Source organism: Achromobacter deleyi, assembly GCF_013116765.2.
In the GTDB taxonomy this organism is placed as follows: domain Bacteria; phylum Pseudomonadota; class Gammaproteobacteria; order Burkholderiales; family Burkholderiaceae_B; genus Achromobacter; species Achromobacter deleyi_A.
Window position 1 is genome coordinate 4,915,513 of sequence record NZ_CP074375.1, and the last position, 18,503, is coordinate 4,934,015.

The 18,503-nt window shown below is 64.9% G+C and carries 17 protein-coding genes; 11 read left to right on the plus strand and 6 right to left on the minus strand.

The window, feature by feature from the left end:
- The first annotated feature begins 3 nt into the window (after positions 1-3).
- Entirely contained in the window at positions 4-1,350 is a 1,347-nt protein-coding gene (gene ccsB / locus HLG70_RS22240) for a c-type cytochrome biogenesis protein CcsB (protein ID WP_171667047.1), read from the plus strand.
- A 71-nt stretch (positions 1,351-1,421) separates the two neighbouring features.
- Here the strand turns inward: ccsB and lysA are convergent, their stop codons facing one another.
- Both lysA and lptM read right to left on the minus strand, forming a co-directional pair.
- Complete coding sequence (gene lysA / locus HLG70_RS22245; protein WP_171667046.1) at positions 1,422-2,714, minus strand: diaminopimelate decarboxylase; 1,293 nt, start codon at positions 2,712-2,714, stop codon at positions 1,422-1,424.
- Complete coding sequence (lptM, locus tag HLG70_RS29700) at positions 2,711-2,974, minus strand: LPS translocon maturation chaperone LptM (RefSeq protein ID WP_349773899.1); 264 nt, start codon at positions 2,972-2,974, stop codon at positions 2,711-2,713. The genes lysA and lptM overlap by 4 nt, the downstream gene beginning before the upstream one ends.
- On the opposite strand from lptM, the gene cyaY reads away from it, so the two are divergent.
- Entirely contained in the window at positions 2,925-3,254 is a 330-nt protein-coding gene (gene cyaY, locus HLG70_RS22255) for an iron donor protein CyaY (RefSeq protein ID WP_171667044.1), read from the plus strand. The genes lptM and cyaY overlap by 50 nt on opposite strands.
- Positions 3,255-3,294: 40 nt before the next feature.
- Here cyaY and HLG70_RS22260 read toward each other — a convergent pair whose 3' ends face one another.
- Complete coding sequence (locus HLG70_RS22260) at positions 3,295-5,742, minus strand: penicillin-binding protein 1A (RefSeq protein WP_171667043.1); 2,448 nt, start codon at positions 5,740-5,742, stop codon at positions 3,295-3,297.
- 198 nt (positions 5,743-5,940) lie between these two features.
- Between HLG70_RS22260 and HLG70_RS22265 the strand changes: the two genes are divergently transcribed.
- Genes HLG70_RS22265 through HLG70_RS22275 form a run of 3 tightly spaced genes read left to right on the plus strand, consistent with a single transcriptional unit; the run spans position 5,941 to position 8,723 of the window.
- Positions 5,941-6,498: a shikimate kinase gene (locus HLG70_RS22265; RefSeq protein ID WP_171667076.1), complete on the plus strand. Its 558-nt coding sequence runs from the start codon at positions 5,941-5,943 to the stop codon at positions 6,496-6,498.
- Entirely contained in the window at positions 6,495-7,571 is a 1,077-nt protein-coding gene (aroB, locus tag HLG70_RS22270) for a 3-dehydroquinate synthase (protein ID WP_171667042.1), read from the plus strand. Before HLG70_RS22265 ends, aroB begins: the two co-directional genes overlap by 4 nt.
- Before the next feature lie 24 nt (positions 7,572-7,595).
- A complete protein-coding gene (locus tag HLG70_RS22275; protein ID WP_171667075.1) occupies positions 7,596-8,723 on the plus strand; it encodes a deoxyguanosinetriphosphate triphosphohydrolase in 1,128 nt (375 codons plus the stop codon).
- A gap of 20 nt (positions 8,724-8,743) precedes the next feature.
- Here the strand turns inward: HLG70_RS22275 and HLG70_RS22280 are convergent, their stop codons facing one another.
- Together HLG70_RS22280 and uvrA are read right to left on the minus strand one after the other, a co-directional pair.
- On the minus strand, positions 8,744-9,406 hold the full coding sequence (locus tag HLG70_RS22280; RefSeq protein WP_171667041.1) for a glutathione S-transferase family protein: 663 nt from the start codon (positions 9,404-9,406) through the stop codon (positions 8,744-8,746).
- A 32-nt stretch (positions 9,407-9,438) separates the two neighbouring features.
- A complete protein-coding gene (gene uvrA, locus HLG70_RS22285) occupies positions 9,439-12,297 on the minus strand; it encodes an excinuclease ABC subunit UvrA (protein ID WP_171667040.1) in 2,859 nt (952 codons plus the stop codon).
- Positions 12,298-12,476: 179 nt separating this feature from the next.
- Here uvrA and HLG70_RS22290 point away from each other — a divergent pair, with 179 nt between their 5' ends.
- Both HLG70_RS22290 and ssb read left to right on the plus strand, forming a co-directional pair.
- Positions 12,477-13,661, plus strand: coding sequence for an MFS transporter (locus HLG70_RS22290; RefSeq protein WP_171667039.1), 1,185 nt, complete (start codon positions 12,477-12,479; stop codon positions 13,659-13,661).
- 301 nt (positions 13,662-13,962) lie between these two features.
- Complete coding sequence (gene ssb, locus HLG70_RS22295) at positions 13,963-14,484, plus strand: single-stranded DNA-binding protein (RefSeq protein WP_057285953.1); 522 nt, start codon at positions 13,963-13,965, stop codon at positions 14,482-14,484.
- Positions 14,485-14,583: 99 nt separating this feature from the next.
- Here ssb and HLG70_RS22300 read toward each other — a convergent pair whose 3' ends face one another.
- On the minus strand, positions 14,584-15,513 hold the full coding sequence (locus HLG70_RS22300; protein ID WP_171667038.1) for a LysR family transcriptional regulator: 930 nt from the start codon (positions 15,511-15,513) through the stop codon (positions 14,584-14,586).
- Between the two features lie 95 nt (positions 15,514-15,608).
- On the opposite strand from HLG70_RS22300, the gene HLG70_RS22305 reads away from it, so the two are divergent.
- The 4 genes from HLG70_RS22305 to HLG70_RS22320 all read left to right on the plus strand — a co-directional run bounded on the left by HLG70_RS22305 (position 15,609) and on the right by HLG70_RS22320 (position 18,486).
- Complete coding sequence (locus tag HLG70_RS22305) at positions 15,609-16,775, plus strand: mandelate racemase/muconate lactonizing enzyme family protein (RefSeq protein WP_171667037.1); 1,167 nt, start codon at positions 15,609-15,611, stop codon at positions 16,773-16,775.
- Positions 16,776-17,063: 288 nt separating this feature from the next.
- Positions 17,064-17,369: a DUF4148 domain-containing protein gene (locus HLG70_RS22310; protein WP_171667036.1), complete on the plus strand. Its 306-nt coding sequence runs from the start codon at positions 17,064-17,066 to the stop codon at positions 17,367-17,369.
- 85 nt (positions 17,370-17,454) lie between these two features.
- Positions 17,455-17,760, plus strand: coding sequence for a DUF4148 domain-containing protein (locus HLG70_RS22315; RefSeq protein WP_171667036.1), 306 nt, complete (start codon positions 17,455-17,457; stop codon positions 17,758-17,760).
- Positions 17,761-17,889: 129 nt separating this feature from the next.
- Positions 17,890-18,486 (plus strand): TetR/AcrR family transcriptional regulator, encoded by a 597-nt coding sequence (locus tag HLG70_RS22320; RefSeq protein WP_171667035.1) that lies wholly within the window; start codon positions 17,890-17,892, stop codon positions 18,484-18,486.
- Positions 18,487-18,503: the final 17 nt, after the last annotated feature.

The window sequence follows — 18,503 nt, forward strand, 5'->3', positions numbered from 1 at the left end:
TTTATGTCCACTACGACCACCACGCATCCCTCGTCGCCTGAAACGCTCTGGCAGGACGGCATGTCCGAAACCGGGGACAACCGCGCGCAGCGCGGCAAGCCCGACTGGACCGATATCGTCTTCTTCCTGCTGCTGGCGGTGGGCGCCGGTTTCGCGCTGATCCGCCACGGCAACGCGATGGACTACTACGAGAAGATCATCCTGTGCGGCACGGTGCCCGTGCTGGCCTGGATGGGCTGGCTGTGGCGCCCCTTGCGCCACCTGATGATCGCCTGTGCGATCGCGGCGGGGCTGGCATTGGCGCTGTACGGCAATGACCTGGCCCGCGCCGAGCAGGTCTTCTTCCTGAAGTACCTGTTCTCTTCGCAATCCGCCATTCTCTGGATGAGCGCGCTGTTCGCGCTGGCCATGGTCTGCTACTGGATCGGCGTCTTCAGCCCCACGGCCGCGTGGCTGGGCACGGCGTTGACCTGGGGGGCGGTGTTCGCCGGCGTCACGGGCCTGCTGGTGCGCTGGCGCGAAGGCCATCTGATGGGACCTGACCTGGGCCATATCCCGGTCAGCAACCTGTATGAAGTGTTCGTGCTGTTTTCTCTGGTCACGGCGCTGTTCTACCTGTATTACGAACGCAAGTACGCCACGCGCGCGCTTGGTGGCTTCGTGCTGCTGGTGGTGACCTCGGCCGTCGTGTTCCTGCTCTGGTATTCGTTCACGCGCGACGCGGGTCAGATCCAGCCGCTGGTGCCGGCGTTGAAGAGCTGGTGGATGAAGCTGCATGTGCCCGCCAATTTCATAGGCTACGGCACGTTCTCGCTTGCCGCCATGGTGGGCTTTGCCTACCTGATCAAGCAGCATGGGCAGACCACGTCCTGGCTCAAGCTTGCGCCGTTGTTCATCCTGGGCGTGCTGCTGTGCGCCGAGCCGATGGTGTTCCGCACCGATGGCCTGTCGGCCACCTGGATGCTGTATTTCGGCGTGGGCGCCGTGATCGTGGGCGCCATCCTGCTGGGACGCCGCCGCATCGCCGACGCGTTGCCGTCGCTGGAAGTGCTGGACGACATCATGTATCGCGCCATCGCGATCGGCTTCGCCTTCTTCACGGTGGCCACCATCCTGGGTGCGCTGTGGGCGGCGGACGCCTGGGGCGCGTACTGGCAGTGGGACCCCAAGGAAACCTGGGCGCTGATCGTCTGGCTGAACTACGCGGCATGGCTGCACATGCGCCTGCTCAAGGGCCTGCGCGGCACCATGGCGGCCTACTGGGCGCTGATGGGCCTCCTGATCACCGGCTTCGCCTTCCTGGGCGTGAACATGTTCCTGTCCGGCCTGCATTCCTACGGGCAGCTGTAATGGCGCGTTCGCCGGTGCAATGAACAAAGGCCCCGCGAGGGGCCTTTGTTTTTGGCGCCGGCGGCGCCTGCTCAGGGCAGCATGGACTCGCCCCTGAGCAGATCGGCCAGGGTTTCGCGCTGACGCACCACATAGTAGCGGTCGCCATCGACCATGACTTCAGCCGGGCGGCCGCGCGTGTTGTAGTTGCTGGCCATGGCCATGGAGTAGGCGCCGGCCGATTCCACCGCCAGCACGTCGCCCTGGCGGATGGCAAGCAGGCGCTTTCTGGCCAGCCAGTCGGCGGTTTCGCAGACCGGGCCGACGATGTCGTATTCGGTCGCGTCGCCCGCGCGCGGATGCAGGGGCTGCACGCCGTGAAACGCGTCGTACAGGGCCGGGCGCAGCAGGTCGTTCATGGCCCCGTCGACGATGGCGAAGTTGCGCGCTTCCGCGTGCTTCAGGTACTGGACGGTTGTCAGCAGGACGCCGGCATTGCCGACGAGCGAGCGGCCGGGTTCCAGCACCAGTTGCAGATGCCCCTGGCCGCGAGCGTTCAGGCGTTCGAACACCCGGTCCAGCAAGGCTCGGGGAGAAGGTGGCGTTTCGTCCGTGTAGCGGATGCCCAGTCCGCCGCCCAGGTCCAGGTGCGCGATCTTGATGCCGTCCTGATCCAGCTTTTCAATCAGGTCCAGCAGTTTCTCAAGCGCATCGAAATAGGGACTGATGTCGGTGAGCTGGGAGCCGATGTGGCAATCGACGCCCACCACGTCCAGGCCGCGCAGCGATTGGGCACAGCGGTAGGCGTCCAGCGCCGAATCGATGGCGATGCCGAACTTGTTTTCCTTCAGGCCGGTGGAAATGTACGGATGGGTCTGCGCGTCGACGTCCGGGTTCACGCGCAGCGAAACCGGGGCGCGCACGCCCATGTGCAGCGCAACGTCGGACAAACGGTGTAGTTCGTCCACGGATTCCACGTTGAAGCACTTTACGCGGGCGGCCAGCGCATCGCGCATTTCCCAGGCCTGTTTGCCCACGCCCGAAAACACGATCCTGGACGGGTCCGCCCCGGCGGTCAGGGCGCGCTTGAGTTCACCACCGGAAACAATATCGAAACCCGCGCCCATGCGCGCGAATTCCTTCAGGACGGCCAGGTTGGAATTGGCCTTCATGCCGTAGCACACCAGCACCTGGCGCTGTCCGACAGCGCTGAGGTATGACTGCCACGCGGCTTTGAGGGCCGCGCGGGAATAGACGTATAGCGGAGTTCCCAGCCGTTCGGCCAGATGGTCAAGCGGCACGTCTTCCGCGTACAACACATTGTTGCGGTACTGGAAGTACGGGTGGCCGGCCAATTCGGGCGGGGTTGGGAACGGGGGCGTCATGGGAGGGTGGGGGCGGGCGGGATCGCCACCGGCGGGTTCGGCTGCGTCCGCGAGGGCGGCTTGCCGTCCGGGGTCGGCATGTACAACGGCCCCTTGTACCCGCAGGCGGCAACCATGCCGGTTGCCACCAGCGTGGCTACAATGCGAAGAGCCATGCGGCTGAATGCCAATTGGAACACTGGAAACTCCGTAATTCTTGCAGGCTCGATTATGACCGAAACCGAATTTCTTGCGTTGATCGACCAGGTGCTGGACAGCATCGAAAGCCAGGCCGATGACTGGGCGGCTTCGCTCGATGTCGACGTCGAAACCAGCCGCAGCGGCAATGTGCTGACCATGGTCTTCGAAGACAACACGCACGTCGTGGTGAACAGCCAGGCTGTCATGCAGGAGCTGTGGGTCGCCGCGCGCAGCGGGGGCTTTCACTACCGTTACGATGGCCAGCACTGGAACGATACCCGCGGCGGTCCGCAGTTGCCGGACGCCCTGTCCCAGATATGCTCCGCCGCGGCCGGCGTCCCCGTGACGATACGGCTGTAACGGAAAAAAAAGGCCGGCCCATGAGGCCGGCCTTTTTGCGTCAGAAGGGGATCTTCTGCGACCAGGGGGCGTTGTTCTGCGTGCCCACGCCCGGCGCAACCTTGATCCGGGTGTCCTCGCCGGTGCTGCCGTTCAGGCCATTGAGGAACTCGCCCAGCGTGTCGGCTTCTGCCAGCCCGAGGCGCGCCACGGCCTGTCCCGGCGGAAATTCCGAGAAGTAGAACTCGCCGTTTTCCACGATGAGGCCCTCGGGGCGCGCGCGAGGCTTCTCTTCGGGCACGCCCTTGAGCACCTCTTGCATGTAGTCGACCCAGATCGGCATGGCCACGCCGCCGCCGGTTTCACGCGAGCCCAGCGACTTGGGCTGGTCAAAGCCCAGCCATGAGGTGGCGACCAGCGTGGGCGTGTAGCCCGAGAACCAGGCGTCCACCGATTCGTTGGTGGTGCCGGTCTTGCCGGCGATGTCGTTGCGCTTGAGCAGGGCGCGGGCGCGCGCCGCGGTGCCGTAGGTGGCCACGCCGCGCAGGATGTCGTCCATGACCCAGGCGGTGCGCGGATCGATGGCGCGGGCTGCCGCGTCGCCGGCCAGGACCGGCTTGGATTGCATGATGACCTTGCCGTTGCTGTCGGTGACGCGGTCGATCAGATACGGGGTGACGCGGTAGCCGCCGTTGGCGAACACCGAAAACGCGCCGGCCAGCTGCAGCGGCGTGACCGAGCCCGCGCCCAGCGCCAGCGGCAGCACGGCCGGCTGGCGGGCCTTGTCGAAGCCGAAGCGGGTCAGGTAGTCCTGCGCATACTGCGGGCCGATGGCCTGCAGGATGCGGATCGACACCATGTTCTTGGACTTGTACAGGCCCTGGCGCAGCGTCAGCATCGGTTCGTACTGGTTGCCGTAGTTCTTGGGGTTCCAGGCTTTGGAGCCGGTCTGCGCGGCGGTCAGTTCGAAGGGCTGGTCCGAAATCTGCGTGGCCGGAGTCAGGCCGCGTTCCAGGGAAGCGGCATAGATGAAAGGCTTGATGTTCGAGCCGGGCTGGCGCCAGGCCTGCGTCACGCGGTTGAAGTTGCCGCGATAGAAGTCGAAGCCGCCGACCATGGCGCGGATGGCGCCATCCTGCGGCGACAGCGCCACGAAGGCCGCCTGCACCGAGGGCAGGTTGATGATTTCCCAGTTGTCGCCGAACTTGCGGATGTAGACCACGGAGCCGCGCTTGATGCGCTGTTCGGGCTTGGCCTTGTCGTTGAGCGCGCGGGCGACGACGCCCAGCACCTTCTTGTCGGTGACGGTGATGATCTCGCGCGAGCTGCGCGCCAGCTTCACTTCCGTGGGGCTGGCCGACAGCACCAGCGCGGTCAGCAGGTCGCCGCTGTCGGTGAATTTGTCGAATACGCCGTCCAGGAACTCGTCCAGCGCCGCAGGGTTGTTCTCGGTGCCCGGAGGCAGGTCGAGCTGTTCCTCGGGGCCGGGGTAGGGCGCGCGGCGCGTGTATTCCAGCACGCCCTCGCGCACGGCGCGATAAGCCGCTTCCTGGTCCTTGGACTGGACGGTGGTGTAGATGTTGATGCCGCGCGAGTAGACGTTGTCCTGGTACACGTTGAACAGCAACTGGCGAGCCAGTTCGGACACGTATTCGCCATGGATGGAATAGCCGCCCGCCGGCGTGCCTTCCGCCGATTTCATGACGATCTGCTGCGCCATCGCCTGCTTGTATTCGGGCTCGGTCAGGTAGCCCAGCGACTGCATGCGGCCCAGCACGTAACGCTGGCGCAGTTCGGCGCGGGGGCGGTTGGCGATAGGGTTGAATCGCGACGGAGCCTTGGGAATGCCCGCCAGCATGGCCGCTTCGGCCGGGGTCACTTCCGACAGGGGCTTGCCGAAGTACGTGCGCGAGGCGGCCGCGAAGCCGTAGGCGCGGTGGCCCAGGTAGATCTGGTTCATGTAGAGCTCAAGGATCTGGTCCTTGGTGAGCTCGGACTCGATCTTGAACGTCAGCAGCAGTTCATAGAACTTGCGCGAATAGGTCTTTTCCGACGACAGGTAGAAGTTGCGCGCGACCTGCATCGTGATCGTGCTGGCGCCCTGCGTCTTGGACATGCTGATCAGGTTGGTCAGGCCCGCCCGTGCCACGCCCATCCAGTCGATCCCGCCGTGCTGGTAGAAGCGGTCGTCTTCGGCCGCCAGCACCGCGGACTTCATGACGTCCGGGATTTCATTGAAGCGCAGCACATTGCGGCGCTCTTCGCCGAATTCGCCGATCAGGACGCGGTCCGCCGTATAGACGCGCAGCGGCACCCGCGGCCGATAGTCCGTCATGGCGTTCAGGTCTGGCAGGTTGGGCCAGGCCAGCGCCAGCGCCATTCCAGCTAGCAGCACGCCGCACAGGAACAGGCCGGCGAAGAGGATGCCGGTTTTTACGAAGAATCGCAGGATCGGGGAGCCACTGTTGGCGGGCTTGTCTTTCTTGGAGGAATTCTGGGGCTTGCTCATCGCGGCGATTTTACGGGTATCTCCGGCCCCGCCTCATCGCGGGGGAACGGTTTCTGTAACAAAATAGTTCAGTGTGGTGCGCGGGCAACTGGCGGCGGATGTGATAATGCCGGCATGAACTTTGCCGCTAACTCATGTCCGGAGGCTGACCCGGACCCGGCGCCCTCCGACGGGGCGCCTGAAAACCTGCCTTGCGCCATGGAGTGCACAGGCAAGACCGTGTCGTTGCCGCACGACCTGCCCGTATTTTTGGTCGGGATGATGGGTGCGGGCAAGACGACCATAGGCCGTAGCCTGGCGCGGGCACTGGGGCGCGAGTTTATGGATCTGGATCATGAGCTCGAGGCGCGTTGCGGCGTACGGGTGCCGGTAATCTTCGAAATCGAGGGCGAATCCGGTTTTCGTCGCCGAGAGTCCGCCGCCTTGGAAGAGTGTACCCAACGGCGCAACATTATTCTTGCCACCGGCGGCGGCGCGATCCTGGCGGCCGAAAACCGGCAACTGCTGCACGAACGCGGCATCGTGGTCTATTTGAGGGCCAGTGTGGACGAATTGTTCCGCCGGACCTGCCGCGATCGCAATCGCCCCTTGCTGGCCACCGCCGATCCCCGTGGCACGCTGCGGGACCTGATGACCCGGCGGGAGCCGCTCTACAAGGAAGTGGCCGATCTGGTGGTGGAAACGGGGTCAATGCCGATCCACACCCTGGTCAAGGCCCTACTGCCGCAATTACAAGCCTTTGAGAAGCGCATATGAACGTTGTTGACGTCGATACTCCGGGCGGGAGCTATCCGATCCATATCGGCCCAGGCCGCCTGGATGCCCTGGACCAGTGCATACCCGCGGACGCGACCGCGATCGCTGTCGTGACCAACCCTACGGTGGCGGCCCTGTACGGCGAGCGCGCCGAAGCCGCGCTGGCGCGCAGCGGCAAGCGGGTGCTGCGCATCGAATTGCCCGACGGCGAAGCCTACAAGGACTGGCAGTCGCTGAACCTGATCTTCGACGCCTTGCTGAGCCACCGCCTGGACCGCCGCTGCGTCCTGGTGGCCCTGGGCGGTGGCGTCATTGGCGACATGACGGGTTTTGCGGCCGCCGTGTACATGCGGGGCGTGCGCTTCCTGCAAGTGCCCACGACCTTGCTGGCGCAGGTGGATTCGTCGGTGGGCGGCAAGACGGCCGTCAACCATCCGCTGGGCAAGAACATGATCGGCGCCTTCCACCAGCCGGTGGCGGTGGAGATCGATACCGAGGTGCTGAACACCTTGCCGGCGCGCGAAGTGTCCGCGGGCCTGGCGGAAGTGATCAAGTACGGCCTGATCCTGGATCCGGCGTTCTGGAACTGGTGCGAGGAAAATGCGCAAAAGTTGCGCGCCCTGGACCACGACGCCATCGCCTATGCGATCCGCCGCTCGTGCGAGCTGAAGGCGCAGGTGGTGGGCAAGGACGAGCGCGAGTCCGGCCTGCGCGCCATCCTGAACCTGGGCCACACCTTTGGCCACGCCATCGAATCCGGCCTGGGCTATGGCGCCTGGCTGCACGGCGAGGCGGTGGGCTGCGGCATGGTCCAGGCGGCCGAGCTGTCCGCCGACGTGGCGGGCTTTGACCGCGCCGACGTTGAGCGCGTGCGTGCGCTGGTGAAGGCTATCGGCTGCCCGGCGGTGGCGCCCGACCTGGGGGCAGACCGCTGGCTGGATCTGATGCAGGTGGACAAGAAGACGGAAGGGGGCTCGATCCGCTACGTGCTCATGACGCGCATCGGCGAGGCCATGACCCGGGCGGCGCCGGACGACGCAGTGCGCGCCGTCCTGGCTCGGACCACACAGTAAACGCGGAGACAGACGGTGTCGCAGATGAATGAACTGGCTTCCTATGCATCCGACCCGTCCAAATCGCGCGGTCGGGCTTACGCCGAGCCGCCGCCGGAGAATCGGACGGAGTTTCAGCGCGATCGCGACCGCATCGTCCATTCCGGCGCTTTCCGGCGCCTGGAATACAAGACGCAGGTTTTTGTGAACCACGAAGGCGACCTGTTCCGCACCCGCCTGACCCACAGCCTGGAAGTGGCGCAGATCGCGCGCACGCTGGCGCGCAGCATGGGGCTGTCGGAAGACCTGACCGAAGCCATCTCGCTGGCGCACGATCTGGGCCACACGCCTTTCGGCCATGCCGGGCAGGATGAACTGAACGCCTGCATGCGCGAACTGGCGCCGGAGGCGGGCGGCTTCGAGCACAATCTGCAAAGCCTGCGCGTGGTCGACGAGCTTGAGGAACGCTATGCGGACTTCAACGGCTTGAACCTGTGTTTTGAAACGCGGGAAGGCATACTGAAGCATTGCTCAGCCGCGCACGCCCGCCAGCTGGGGGATGTGGGAGAACGCTTCCTGAGCCGCACGCAGCCATCGCTGGAAGCGCAGCTGGCCAACCTGGCTGACGAAGTCGCCTATAACAACCACGACATCGACGACGGCCTGCGGTCCGGGCTGATCACGCTGGAGCAGTTGAAAGAGGTGTCCATCTTCGAGCGCCATCATGCCCTGGTGCTGGACCGCTATCCGGGCCTGGCGCCGCGCCGCGCGGTGGCCGAAACCATACGCCGCATGATCAACACGCTGATCGTCGACCTGACGCGGACCTCGCTTGCGCGCATTCGCGACGCGGCGCCGGCCAGCGCGGACGACGTGCGCCGGGCGCCGCCGCTGGCGGGATTCTCCGATGAGATCCGCGGCGAAGCGGACATGCTGAAGAAATTCCTGTTCGACAATCTCTACCGGCATTACCGCGTGCTGCGCATGACCACCAAGGCCAGGCGCATCGTGCATGAGCTGTTCGCGGCCTTTCTGGACGATCCGCGGCTGCTGCCGCCCGATTACCGCCGCGGCGCGTTCAACGAGCAGGCTCGCGCCATCGCCGACTACATCGCCGGGATGACGGACCGCTACGCCATCCGCGAACACAAGCGGCTGTTCGACATGGCCTAGCAGCCGTCAGCGCAGGCGCGTCAGCGGTGCTTGCGATAGGGTTCGTCAGCCGCCACGAAGGTGGCTTCGGCGCGCGCATCCCGCATCCATTCCTGCATGGCCGGCAGCGCCAGCATTGCGTCCATGTAGTCGCGCACGGGGCCCGCGGCCGTAACGCCATAAGTGGTGAAACGCGAAACCACCGGAGCGAAGAACGCGTCGGCGATCGAGAATGCGCCAAACAGGAAAGGGCCGCCCTGGCCGAACTCCGTGCGCGTGTCGTGCCAGATGGCTTGCATGCGCGCGATGTCCTGCTGCGCGGCTTCCGGGATGTCGATACCCGGCAGGTGGGCCTCGATGTTCATGGGCAAGGCCTGGCGCAGCGCGCCGAAGCCGCTGTGCATCTGCGCGGCCAGCGAGCGTGCCCGGGCGCGGGCCTTGGGGTCCTGCGGCCATAAGGGGGCGCCCTCGTGGCGTTCGGCGGCGTATTCGCAGATGGCCAGCGAATCCCACACCGCGAAGTCGCCGTCCAGCAGCACGGGCACCAGGCCCGCGGGCGACACCGCGCCCAGCCGGCGCGAGAATTCCTCGGTGAAAAGACCCAGCTTCTGTTCCGTGAAGGCGATGCCCGCGGCGCGCAAGGCGATCCAGGGGCGCATGGACCACGAGGAGTAATTCTTGTTGCCGATGATCAAGGTATACATGCCGCTATTCCCTACGCATTGATGGTTGGTCCTTACGCGCCCGGCGCCCGGCGCAGGAGCTTGCCCAGATACTGCCCGGTGTGGCTGGCCGAGGTTGCCGCGACGGCTTCCGGCGTGCCTTGCGCCACCACATAGCCGCCGCCGTCGCCGCCTTCCGGACCCATGTCGATCAGCCAGTCCGCCGTCTTGATGACGTCCAGGTTGTGTTCGATGATGAGCACCGTATTGCCGGCGTCGACGAGCTGGTTCAGCACCTGCAACAGTAGCTCGATATCGCGGAAATGCAAGCCCGTGGTGGGCTCGTCCAGGATGTAGAGCGTTCGGCCGGTGCTGCGGCGCGACAGCTCTTGCGACAGCTTTACGCGCTGCGCCTCGCCGCCGGACAGCGTGGTCGCGCTCTGGCCCAGGCGGATATAGGACAGGCCCACATCGATCAGCGTATGCAGCTTGCGCGAAATGGCCGGCACCGATTCGAAGTACTCGAGCGCCTGCTCCACGGTCAGGTCCAGCACCTCGCTGATATTGCGGCCGCGATAGCGGATCTCCAGCGTTTCGCGGTTGTAGCGCTTGCCATGGCAGACGTCGCAGGGCACGTACATGTCGGGCAGGAAATGCATCTCGACCTTGACCACGCCGTCGCCCTGGCAGGCCTCGCAGCGGCCGCCTTTCACGTTGAAGCTGAAGCGGCCGGGATCGTAGCCGCGGGTGCGCGCTTCCGGCACGCCGGCGAAGAGCTCGCGTATGGGCGTGAACAGGCCGGTGTAGGTTGCCGGATTGCTGCGCGGCGTGCGGCCGATGGGGCTCTGGTCCACGCTGATGATCTTGTCGAAATTCTCCAGCCCCTGCATCGACACGTAGGGGGCGGGTTCGCTTTGCGCATGGTGCAGCTGGCGCGACACGGCAACCGCCAGCGTATCGTTGATGAGCGTGGATTTGCCCGAGCCCGACACGCCGGTCACGCAGACCAGACGGCCTGCCGGCAGGCGCAGCTCGACGTCCTTCAGGTTGTTGCCGCTGGCGCCGGTGAGGGTGAGCCAGGGCAGCTCGTCATTGACGGGGCGGCGAGCAGGAATGGCGATGGCGCGGGCGCCGCTCAGGTATTGGCCGGTAAGCGAGTTGGGGTCGCGCTGCACGGTTTCCGGATCGCCCTGGGCGACGACTTCGCCGCCGTGCTCGCCCGCGCCGGGCCCCATGTCCACGACCCAGTCGGCCATGCGGATCATGTCTTCGTCGTGCTCGACGACGATGACACTGTTGCCCAGGTCGCGCAGGTGCTGCAAGGTGCCGATCAGGCGGTCGTTGTCGCGCTGGTGCAGGCCGATGGAGGGTTCGTCCAGCACGTACATCACGCCGGTCAGGCCGGAGCCGATCTGGCTGGCCAGGCGGATGCGCTGCGCTTCGCCGCCGGAGATGGTGTCGGCGCTGCGGTCCAGCGACAGATAGTTCAGGCCGACATTGTTCAGGAAGCTCAGGCGCGCTTCGATCTCGCGCACGATGCGTTGCGCGATTTCCTGCTTGGCGCCGGTCAGGTTCAGGTTGCGGAACCAGTCCAGGCAGCTCGACAGCGGCATGGCCTCGACTTCATAGATGGCCTGGCCATGGCGTTCGCCGCCGCGCGGATCATGGCCGATCAGCACGTTGCGCGCTTCGGGACGCAGGCGCGAACCGGCGCAATCCGGGCAGGTCTTGATGTTGCGGTACTTGCCCAGCTCTTCGCGCACCGTGGCCGAGTCCGTTTCACGCCAGCGGCGCTCCAGGTTCGGAATGACGCCTTCGAAGGTGTGGCGCTTGACGGTGCTGCGGCCTTTCTCGTTCAGGTAGAGGAAGGAGATTTCTTCTTCGCCGGAGCCGTTCAGCACCTTTTCGCGCAGCGCTTCCGGCAGGTCCTCGAAGGGCGCTTCGATGTCGAACTCGTAGTGCGCGGCCAGGCTGGTCAGCAGCGAATGCGTGAACGCGTTGCGGCGGTCCCAGCCGCGGATCGCGCCCGCGGCAAGGCTGAGCTCCGGAAAGGCGACGACCCGCTTGGGATCGAAGAAGCCGACCTGGCCGATGCCGTCGCAGCTGGGGCAGGCGCCCATGGGGTTGTTGAAGCTGAACAGGCGCGGCTCCAACTCGGGCAGGCTGTGGCTGCACACCGGGCAGGCATAGCGGCTGGAGAAGACCTGTTCACGCTCGCTGTCCATGTTCAGCGCCAGCGCGCGGCCTTCGGCCAGCTGCAGCGCGGTCTCGAAGCTCTCGGCCAGGCGCTGCTTGCTTTCGGGCTTGATGCGCAGCCGGTCGATCACGACATCGATATCGTGCTTCTCGGTTTTCTTCAACGGCGCCATGCCGTCTATCTCCACCAATTGGCCGTCCACGCGCAGGCGCACGTAGCCCTGCGCCTGCAGGCTGGCGCATTCGTCTTCGAAGCTGCCTTTCTTGCCGCGAGCTATGGGCGCGAGCACCGCCAGACGCGTTTCGGGCGTCCAGCCGAGCACCGCGTCGACCATCTGGCTGACGCTCTGGGCCTGCAGCGGCAGGCCGTGGTCCGGGCAATAGGGCGTGCCGACCCGCGCGTACAGCAGGCGCAGGTAGTCGTGGATCTCGGTGATGGTGCCGACGGTGGAGCGGGGGTTATGCCCCGCCGCCTTCTGCTCGATCGAAATGGCCGGAGACAGGCCCTCGATCAGGTCCACGTCCGGCTTGTCCATCAGTTGCAGGAACTGGCGGGCGTAGGCGGAAAGGCTTTCCACGTAACGCCTTTGGCCCTCCGCGTACAGCGTGTCGAATGCCAGCGAGGACTTGCCCGAGCCGGACAAGCCGGTGACGACCACCAGTTTGTGGCGCGGCAGGTCCAGCGAGACGTTCTTAAGGTTGTGGGTGCGGGCACCCCGAATGCGTATCGCGTCCATCGGGCTCTTTTAAACGGTTTTAAAGGCCAACTTGGTACTATAGCGCGCCGAATCCTCTCGCGTTCAAGGTCATCCGTCTGGTTGGACTGGCCCGAGGCCGGCGCCGCACCGCCAGATCAGACCGTGAGCGTATGACATGCACGCATGCGCGCCGCCCTTTTCATTGTTGAAATTTCCGCATGCCGGCAGATAAAAAACTGAAATTGACCCCTTCCGAGCGCCGCGCCAGTGTGGCGCTGGCCGGCCTGTTCGCCGCGCGGATGCTGGGGCTGTTCCTGTTGCTGCCGGTATTCGCCGTGGCCGCGGCCGGCATGCCGGGCGGGGACGACCCGGCGCGCGTGGGCCTGGCGCTGGGGATGTACGGCCTGACCCAGGCCTTCATGCAGATTCCCTTCGGGCTGGCCTCCGACCGCTGGGGGCGCCGTCCGGTCGTGCTCTTCGGGCTGTTGCTGTTCGTGGCCGGCAGCATCGTCTGTGCGCAAGCCACGGACGTGTACTGGATCACGATCGGCCGCGCCATCCAGGGCGCTGGCGCCATTTCCGCCGCCGTTACCGCCTGGCTGGCGGACGCCACCCGCGATGAGGTGCGCACGCGCGCCATGGCGATGGTGGGCGGGTCGATCGGCCTGTCGTTTGCCGTGTCCCTGGTCCTGTCGCCCGTGCTGGTGGGCTGGTGGGGGCTGTCGGGCCTGTTCTGGACCATCGCCTGCCTGGGCGTCATCTGCCTGGGCGTGGCGCGCTGGGTGGTGCCCGTGGTGCCGCTTACCCAGGCCCGCACGATGCAGACCGCCAAACCCCGCGAAGTCCTGACCCATCGCGACCTGTTGCGCCTGAACTTCGGCGTTTTCGTGCTGCATCTGATCCAGGTGTCGCTATTTGTCGTGGTGCCGGCGTTGCTGGCGAAAGTGGGCGGGCTGGATGCGCGCGAGCTCTGGAAGGTCTACCTGCCGGTCATCCTGGTGTCCTTCGTGCTGATGGTGCCGGTGGTGTTCGTGGCGGAAAAGCGCCGCGCCCACCGCGGCGCCCTGCGCGCGGCCGTGGCCGGCCTGGTGCTGGTGTGCGCCTTGCTGCCGGCGGCCAGCCATGGTTTCTACACGCTGGCCGTCGCATTGACGGGGTTCTTCGTCGCGTTCAATGTGCTGGAGGCCCTGCAGCCCTCGCTGGTGTCCCGCGTGGCGCCGCAGGCCTACAAGGGGCTGGCGCTGGGCTTCTACAACACCGCGCAGGCCGCCGGCCTGTTCGCGGGCGGCGCCCTGGGCGGCTGGCTGGCCTCGCACTCGGGTGCCAGCGCGGTGTTCGTCGCCGGCGCCATCCTGTCGGCCGTCTGGCTGGCGGTTACCTGGGCGCTGCGGCCGCTGGCCTGAACCGGACCGGGGGTGCGTCCCCGGGACCGGCCCGGAACGTTGCTGATCACGGTGTCAACGGCGTTCAACAGCAGCGAAATCGTTTCGCGGGCTGGATGGCTTTGTCACTATTGCCGTTTGGCGCGGCGAGCGCTTTTCGTCGATAATACGTACCAACACGGGCTTCACCGGTATCGCCGGTCATCGCTATGATGACCGGCGTGTTTCATGAAGCCGGTCTTCAACATCGCTTTTTATGTTGTTGCCGGCGCGCTTGCGGCAACGCACAGGCGCAGGCTGTCAACAACAGAGGGACAACGGCATGGCATCGGTTAACAAAGTCATACTCGTGGGCAATCTGGGGCGCGACCCGGAAGTCCGCTACAGCCCTGAAGGGGCGGCAATCTGCAATATGTCGATTGCCACCACCTCGTCGTGGAAGGACAAGGCCAGCGGCGAGAAGCGCGAAGAAACGGAATGGCACCGCGTCGTCATGTACAACCGCCTGGCTGAAATCGCCGGCGAATACCTGAAGAAGGGCCGCTCGGTCTACATCGAAGGCCGCCTGAAGACGCGCAAGTGGCAAGACAAGGACACCGGCGCTGACCGTTACAGCACCGAAGTGGTCGCTGACCAGATGCAAATGCTGGGCGGCCGCGAAGACGGCGGTGGTGGTGGCGCAAGCTACGGTGGTGGCGGTGGCTACGACGACGCCCCGTCGCGTCCGCAGCAGCAGCGCGCTCCGGCGCAACGCCCGGCGCCCCAGCAGCGTCCGGCCCCCGCGGCGGCCCCGGCCAGCAGCGGCGCCAACCTGGCGGACATGGACGACGATATTCCGTTCTGAGTTCTCCAAACGGAACAGTGAACGCGAAAACCCCGGCTTCCTCGCGGAAGCCGGGGTTTTTTCCTTTGTGGCTTGTGGCCGCGCCCGGGTTCGCGCGGTTTAGGCGCCTTGCCGGCCCGGCATCGTGGTGGCTGCGGGCGGCTTGAAGGCTTCGACCAGGAAGTCGATGAAGGCGCGGGTCCTGGCGGTTTGATTGCGGCGCTGCGGGTAGTAGACGAACAGATCGGCCGACGGCAGGGTGAATTCGGGCAGCACCACTCGCAGTCTTCCGCTTTCAAGGTACTTTGCCAGGTCCCATTCGGAACGGACCAGGATCCCGTGGCCGTCCAGCGCCCATCCCAGCACGATATCGCCGTCGTTGCTCGATAGTCCGCCCGTCACCTTCACCACTTCGGCGCGGCCGGCATGCGTGAATCGCCAGACGCCGTGCGCCTCGTCGTTTTGCCGGTGGATGATGCAGCGGTGGTTCGCCAGGTCGGCCAGCGCGGCCGGTGTGCCAAAGGCCTTCAGGTAGTGAGGAGAGGCGCACAGGAAGCGGCGATTGGTCATGACACGCCGGGCGCTCAAGCGCTTGTCGGGCAGTTCCCCGAAGCGGATGGCCAGATCGAACCCGCCTTCCACCAGATCCACGGGCCTGTCGGTGACTTCCAGTTCGACCTCCACTTGGGGATAGCGCCTTGCGAAATCCGAGACGAGCGGCGCGATGGCCGTGCGGCCAAACCCCAGCGTGGCGTTGACCCGGATCAGCCCGCGCGGTTCGGCGCCGCTGCTGGACACCGCATCCTCCATCTCGCGAAGGTCGGCCAGGATCCGTGTCGCGTAAGTCAGGTAGGTTTCGCCTTCGTTGGTAAGGCTGATGCTGCGCGTATTGCGGTTTACCAGCCGTACGCCCAGGCGGCGCTCCATGAGCGCCAGGCGCTTCGTGGCCGCCGGCGGCGTCAGGTCCAGCTGCCGCGCCGCGGCCGACAGGCTGCCAAGCCGGGCGACCAGCACGAAGAACTGCAGTTCGGAGGCCAGGTCGGCTTTCACTGAAAGTAAATAATCAAATGAACTTGGGTCAATTCTAGGGCAGGTTTGCGCCACTAACCTATCGATTCCCATCGCAGCCATAAAGGAGACACGCCATGAGAATCGTGGAAATCCGCGAACGGACGCTTCCCATCAGTTCGCCCATCCGCAATGCCTATATCGACTTCAGCAAGATGACGCTGAGCCTGGTCGCCGTGATTACCGACGTGATCCGGGACGGCAAGCCCGTGGTTGGCTATGGCTTCAACTCCAACGGCCGCTATGGCCAGGGCAAGCTGATGCGCGAACGGTTCATCCCCCGCATCATGGAAGCCGAGCCGGATTCGCTTATCGACGCCACGGGCAGCAATCTCGATCCCCACAAGATCTGGGATGCCATGTTCAAGAACGAAAAGCCCGGCGGCCATGGGGAGCGCTCGGTGGCGATAGGCACGATCGACATGGCGGTGTGGGATGCGGTGGCGAAGATCGCGGGCCAGCCACTGTTCCAGCTGCTGGCCGACCGCTACGGCAATGGCAAGGCGGATCGCCGGGTATTTGTCTACGCCGCTGGCGGCTACTACTACCCCGGCCAGGACCACGCCAAGCTCAAGGATGAGATGCGCAGCTACATCGATCGCGGCTACACGGTAGTGAAGAAAAAGATCGGGGGCGGGTCGCTGGATGAGGACCTGCGGCGCATCGATTCGGTCCTGAGCGTTCTGCAGGACGGTCAGAAGCTGGCGGTTGATGCCAATGGCCGCTTCGATCTCGACACGGCTATCGCTTATGCCAAGGCGCTTTCGCAGTACGACCTGTTCTGGTACGAAGAGCCGGGCGATCCGCTGGACTTCGAACTGCAGGCGACCTTGCGCAACTACTACGACAAGCCGATGGCCACTGGCGAGAACCTGTTCTCGATGCAGGATGCACGCAACCTGATCCGCTACGGCGGCATGCGCCCGGATCGGGACTACCTCCAGTTCGACTGCGCGCTCAGCTATGGCCTGGTGGAATACCTGCGCACCCTGGAGATGCTCAGGCAGCATGGCTGGTCCGCCGGTCGTTGCGTGCCGCACGGCGGACATCAGATGTCGCTGAATATCGCGGCGGGCCTGGGCCTGGGTGGCAACGAAAGCTACCCGGACCTGTTCCAGCCTTTTGGCGGGTTCCCGGATGGCGTCAAGGTTGAGAGGGGGTATCTCACGATGCCGGACTTGCCGGGCATAGGTTTCGAGGGCAAGGCGGACCTGTACGCCGTGATGCGGGAACTGTCGGCCTGATACGACTGCCGTCGGGCCAATCCCATTGCCAGACGGCATGGGAATGCGCCTGGCGGCGGGGCGGGGAATTGCGATTCGGCCTCATGAAATATATTGTTTCACAATACCCGCTTGCGCTATCTATCTAGTAGTAGGTAAGATTCATCCATCGACGCAGCGGACAAAACAAACCCGCTACTGGCGAAACCAGAAATACAGTAGGACCGCCTTTTTATTTCCCCTGTTATCTACCTATAAGTAGATAGTTTAACTGAAACGCACATCGCACTTGTTATCTGGAGATCAACCATGAAGACCCTCGTATCCGCCCTGATCCTGTCCGCCTCGTTCATCGGTGCCGCCCAAGCCGGCGAACTGGACTACCCGCCCGCCTTGAATACTGAAAGCACGGTAACCCGCGCCCAGGTGCAGCAAGAACTGGCCGCAGCCCGCGCCAACGGCGAGCTGGTGTCTGGCGAAGAAGGCTACGCCTCGACCTCATTTGCCCATGCCGGCGACAAGACCCGCGCCCAGGTGCAAAAGGAACTGGCTGCCGCCCGCTCCCAAGGCCTGACTGAAAGTGGCGAGCTCGACTACCCGCCCGTGCAAGGCTGAGTTTTTTGAATTGGCATCTATCTACATATAGATAGCTCTGCAAACCCACTTTGATGCAGCACCCGATCCTTATTGGAGATCAACCATGAAGACCCTCGTATCCGCCCTGATCCTGTCCGCCTCGTTCATCGGTGCCGCCCAAGCCGGCGAACTGGACTATCCGCCCGCCCTGAACACTGAAAGCACGGTGACCCGCGCCCAGGTGCAGCAAGAGCTGGCCGCAGCCCGCGCCAACGGCGAGCTGGTGTCTGGCGAAGAAGGCTACGCCTCGACCTCATTTGCCCATGCCGGCGACAAGACCCGCGCCCAGGTGCAAAAGGAACTGGCTGCCGCCCGCTCCCAAGGCCTGACTGAAAGTGGCGAGCTCGACTACCCGCCCGTGCAAGGCTGAGCACATGCCGGTAAATGCGGACCCCGGGGGGCGGGAATTCTCCCGGCCGGGGTCCGTACCTAGTTTTGTAACGCGGCAAACCGTTAGCAGCCGATGACGGACCGACCTATTAGTAGGTAATATTCAGCCATGGACACTCCGACTTCCAACACCACTCGCGAACTGCTTCTGGCCCACGCCGAGAAGTTGATCCGCACGCGCGGATGCAATGGTTTCAGCTACCGCGACCTGGCTGAGCATGTGGGCGTCAAGACGTCCAGCATCCACTATTACTTTCCGGGCAAGGACGACCTGCTGTATGAAGCGGTCGAGGCCTACAGCACCCGCGCGCTGGGCGGCGTACGCGCCATCGATACCGCGCAGCCGGCCCAGGCCCAGCTTGAGCAATACCTGTCGATGATGGAATCGCAGGCTTGCGGTTCCGGCGAACTCTGTCTGGGCGGCATGTTGGCCGCCGACATCATGAGCCTGTCGGACCGCGTGCGCGGCGCGTTGCAGGGTTTTTTCCGCGCGCATGAAGTATGGCTGGCCCGCGTGCTGGCCGAAGGCGCGGCGCAAGGCTCATTGAAATTCTCCGGCACCCCCGAGGCCGCAGGCAGGGCGGTGTTTGCCACGGTGCAAGGCTGTCTGCTGGTGTCCAGGCTGTTCCGGCAACCTCCTGCATTGTGCGAGGCGATCAGCGCGCTCTATATCGGGTGCGAGGGCAAGACCGCCGCGTCCACCTGACCGCGACTGCGGCATCC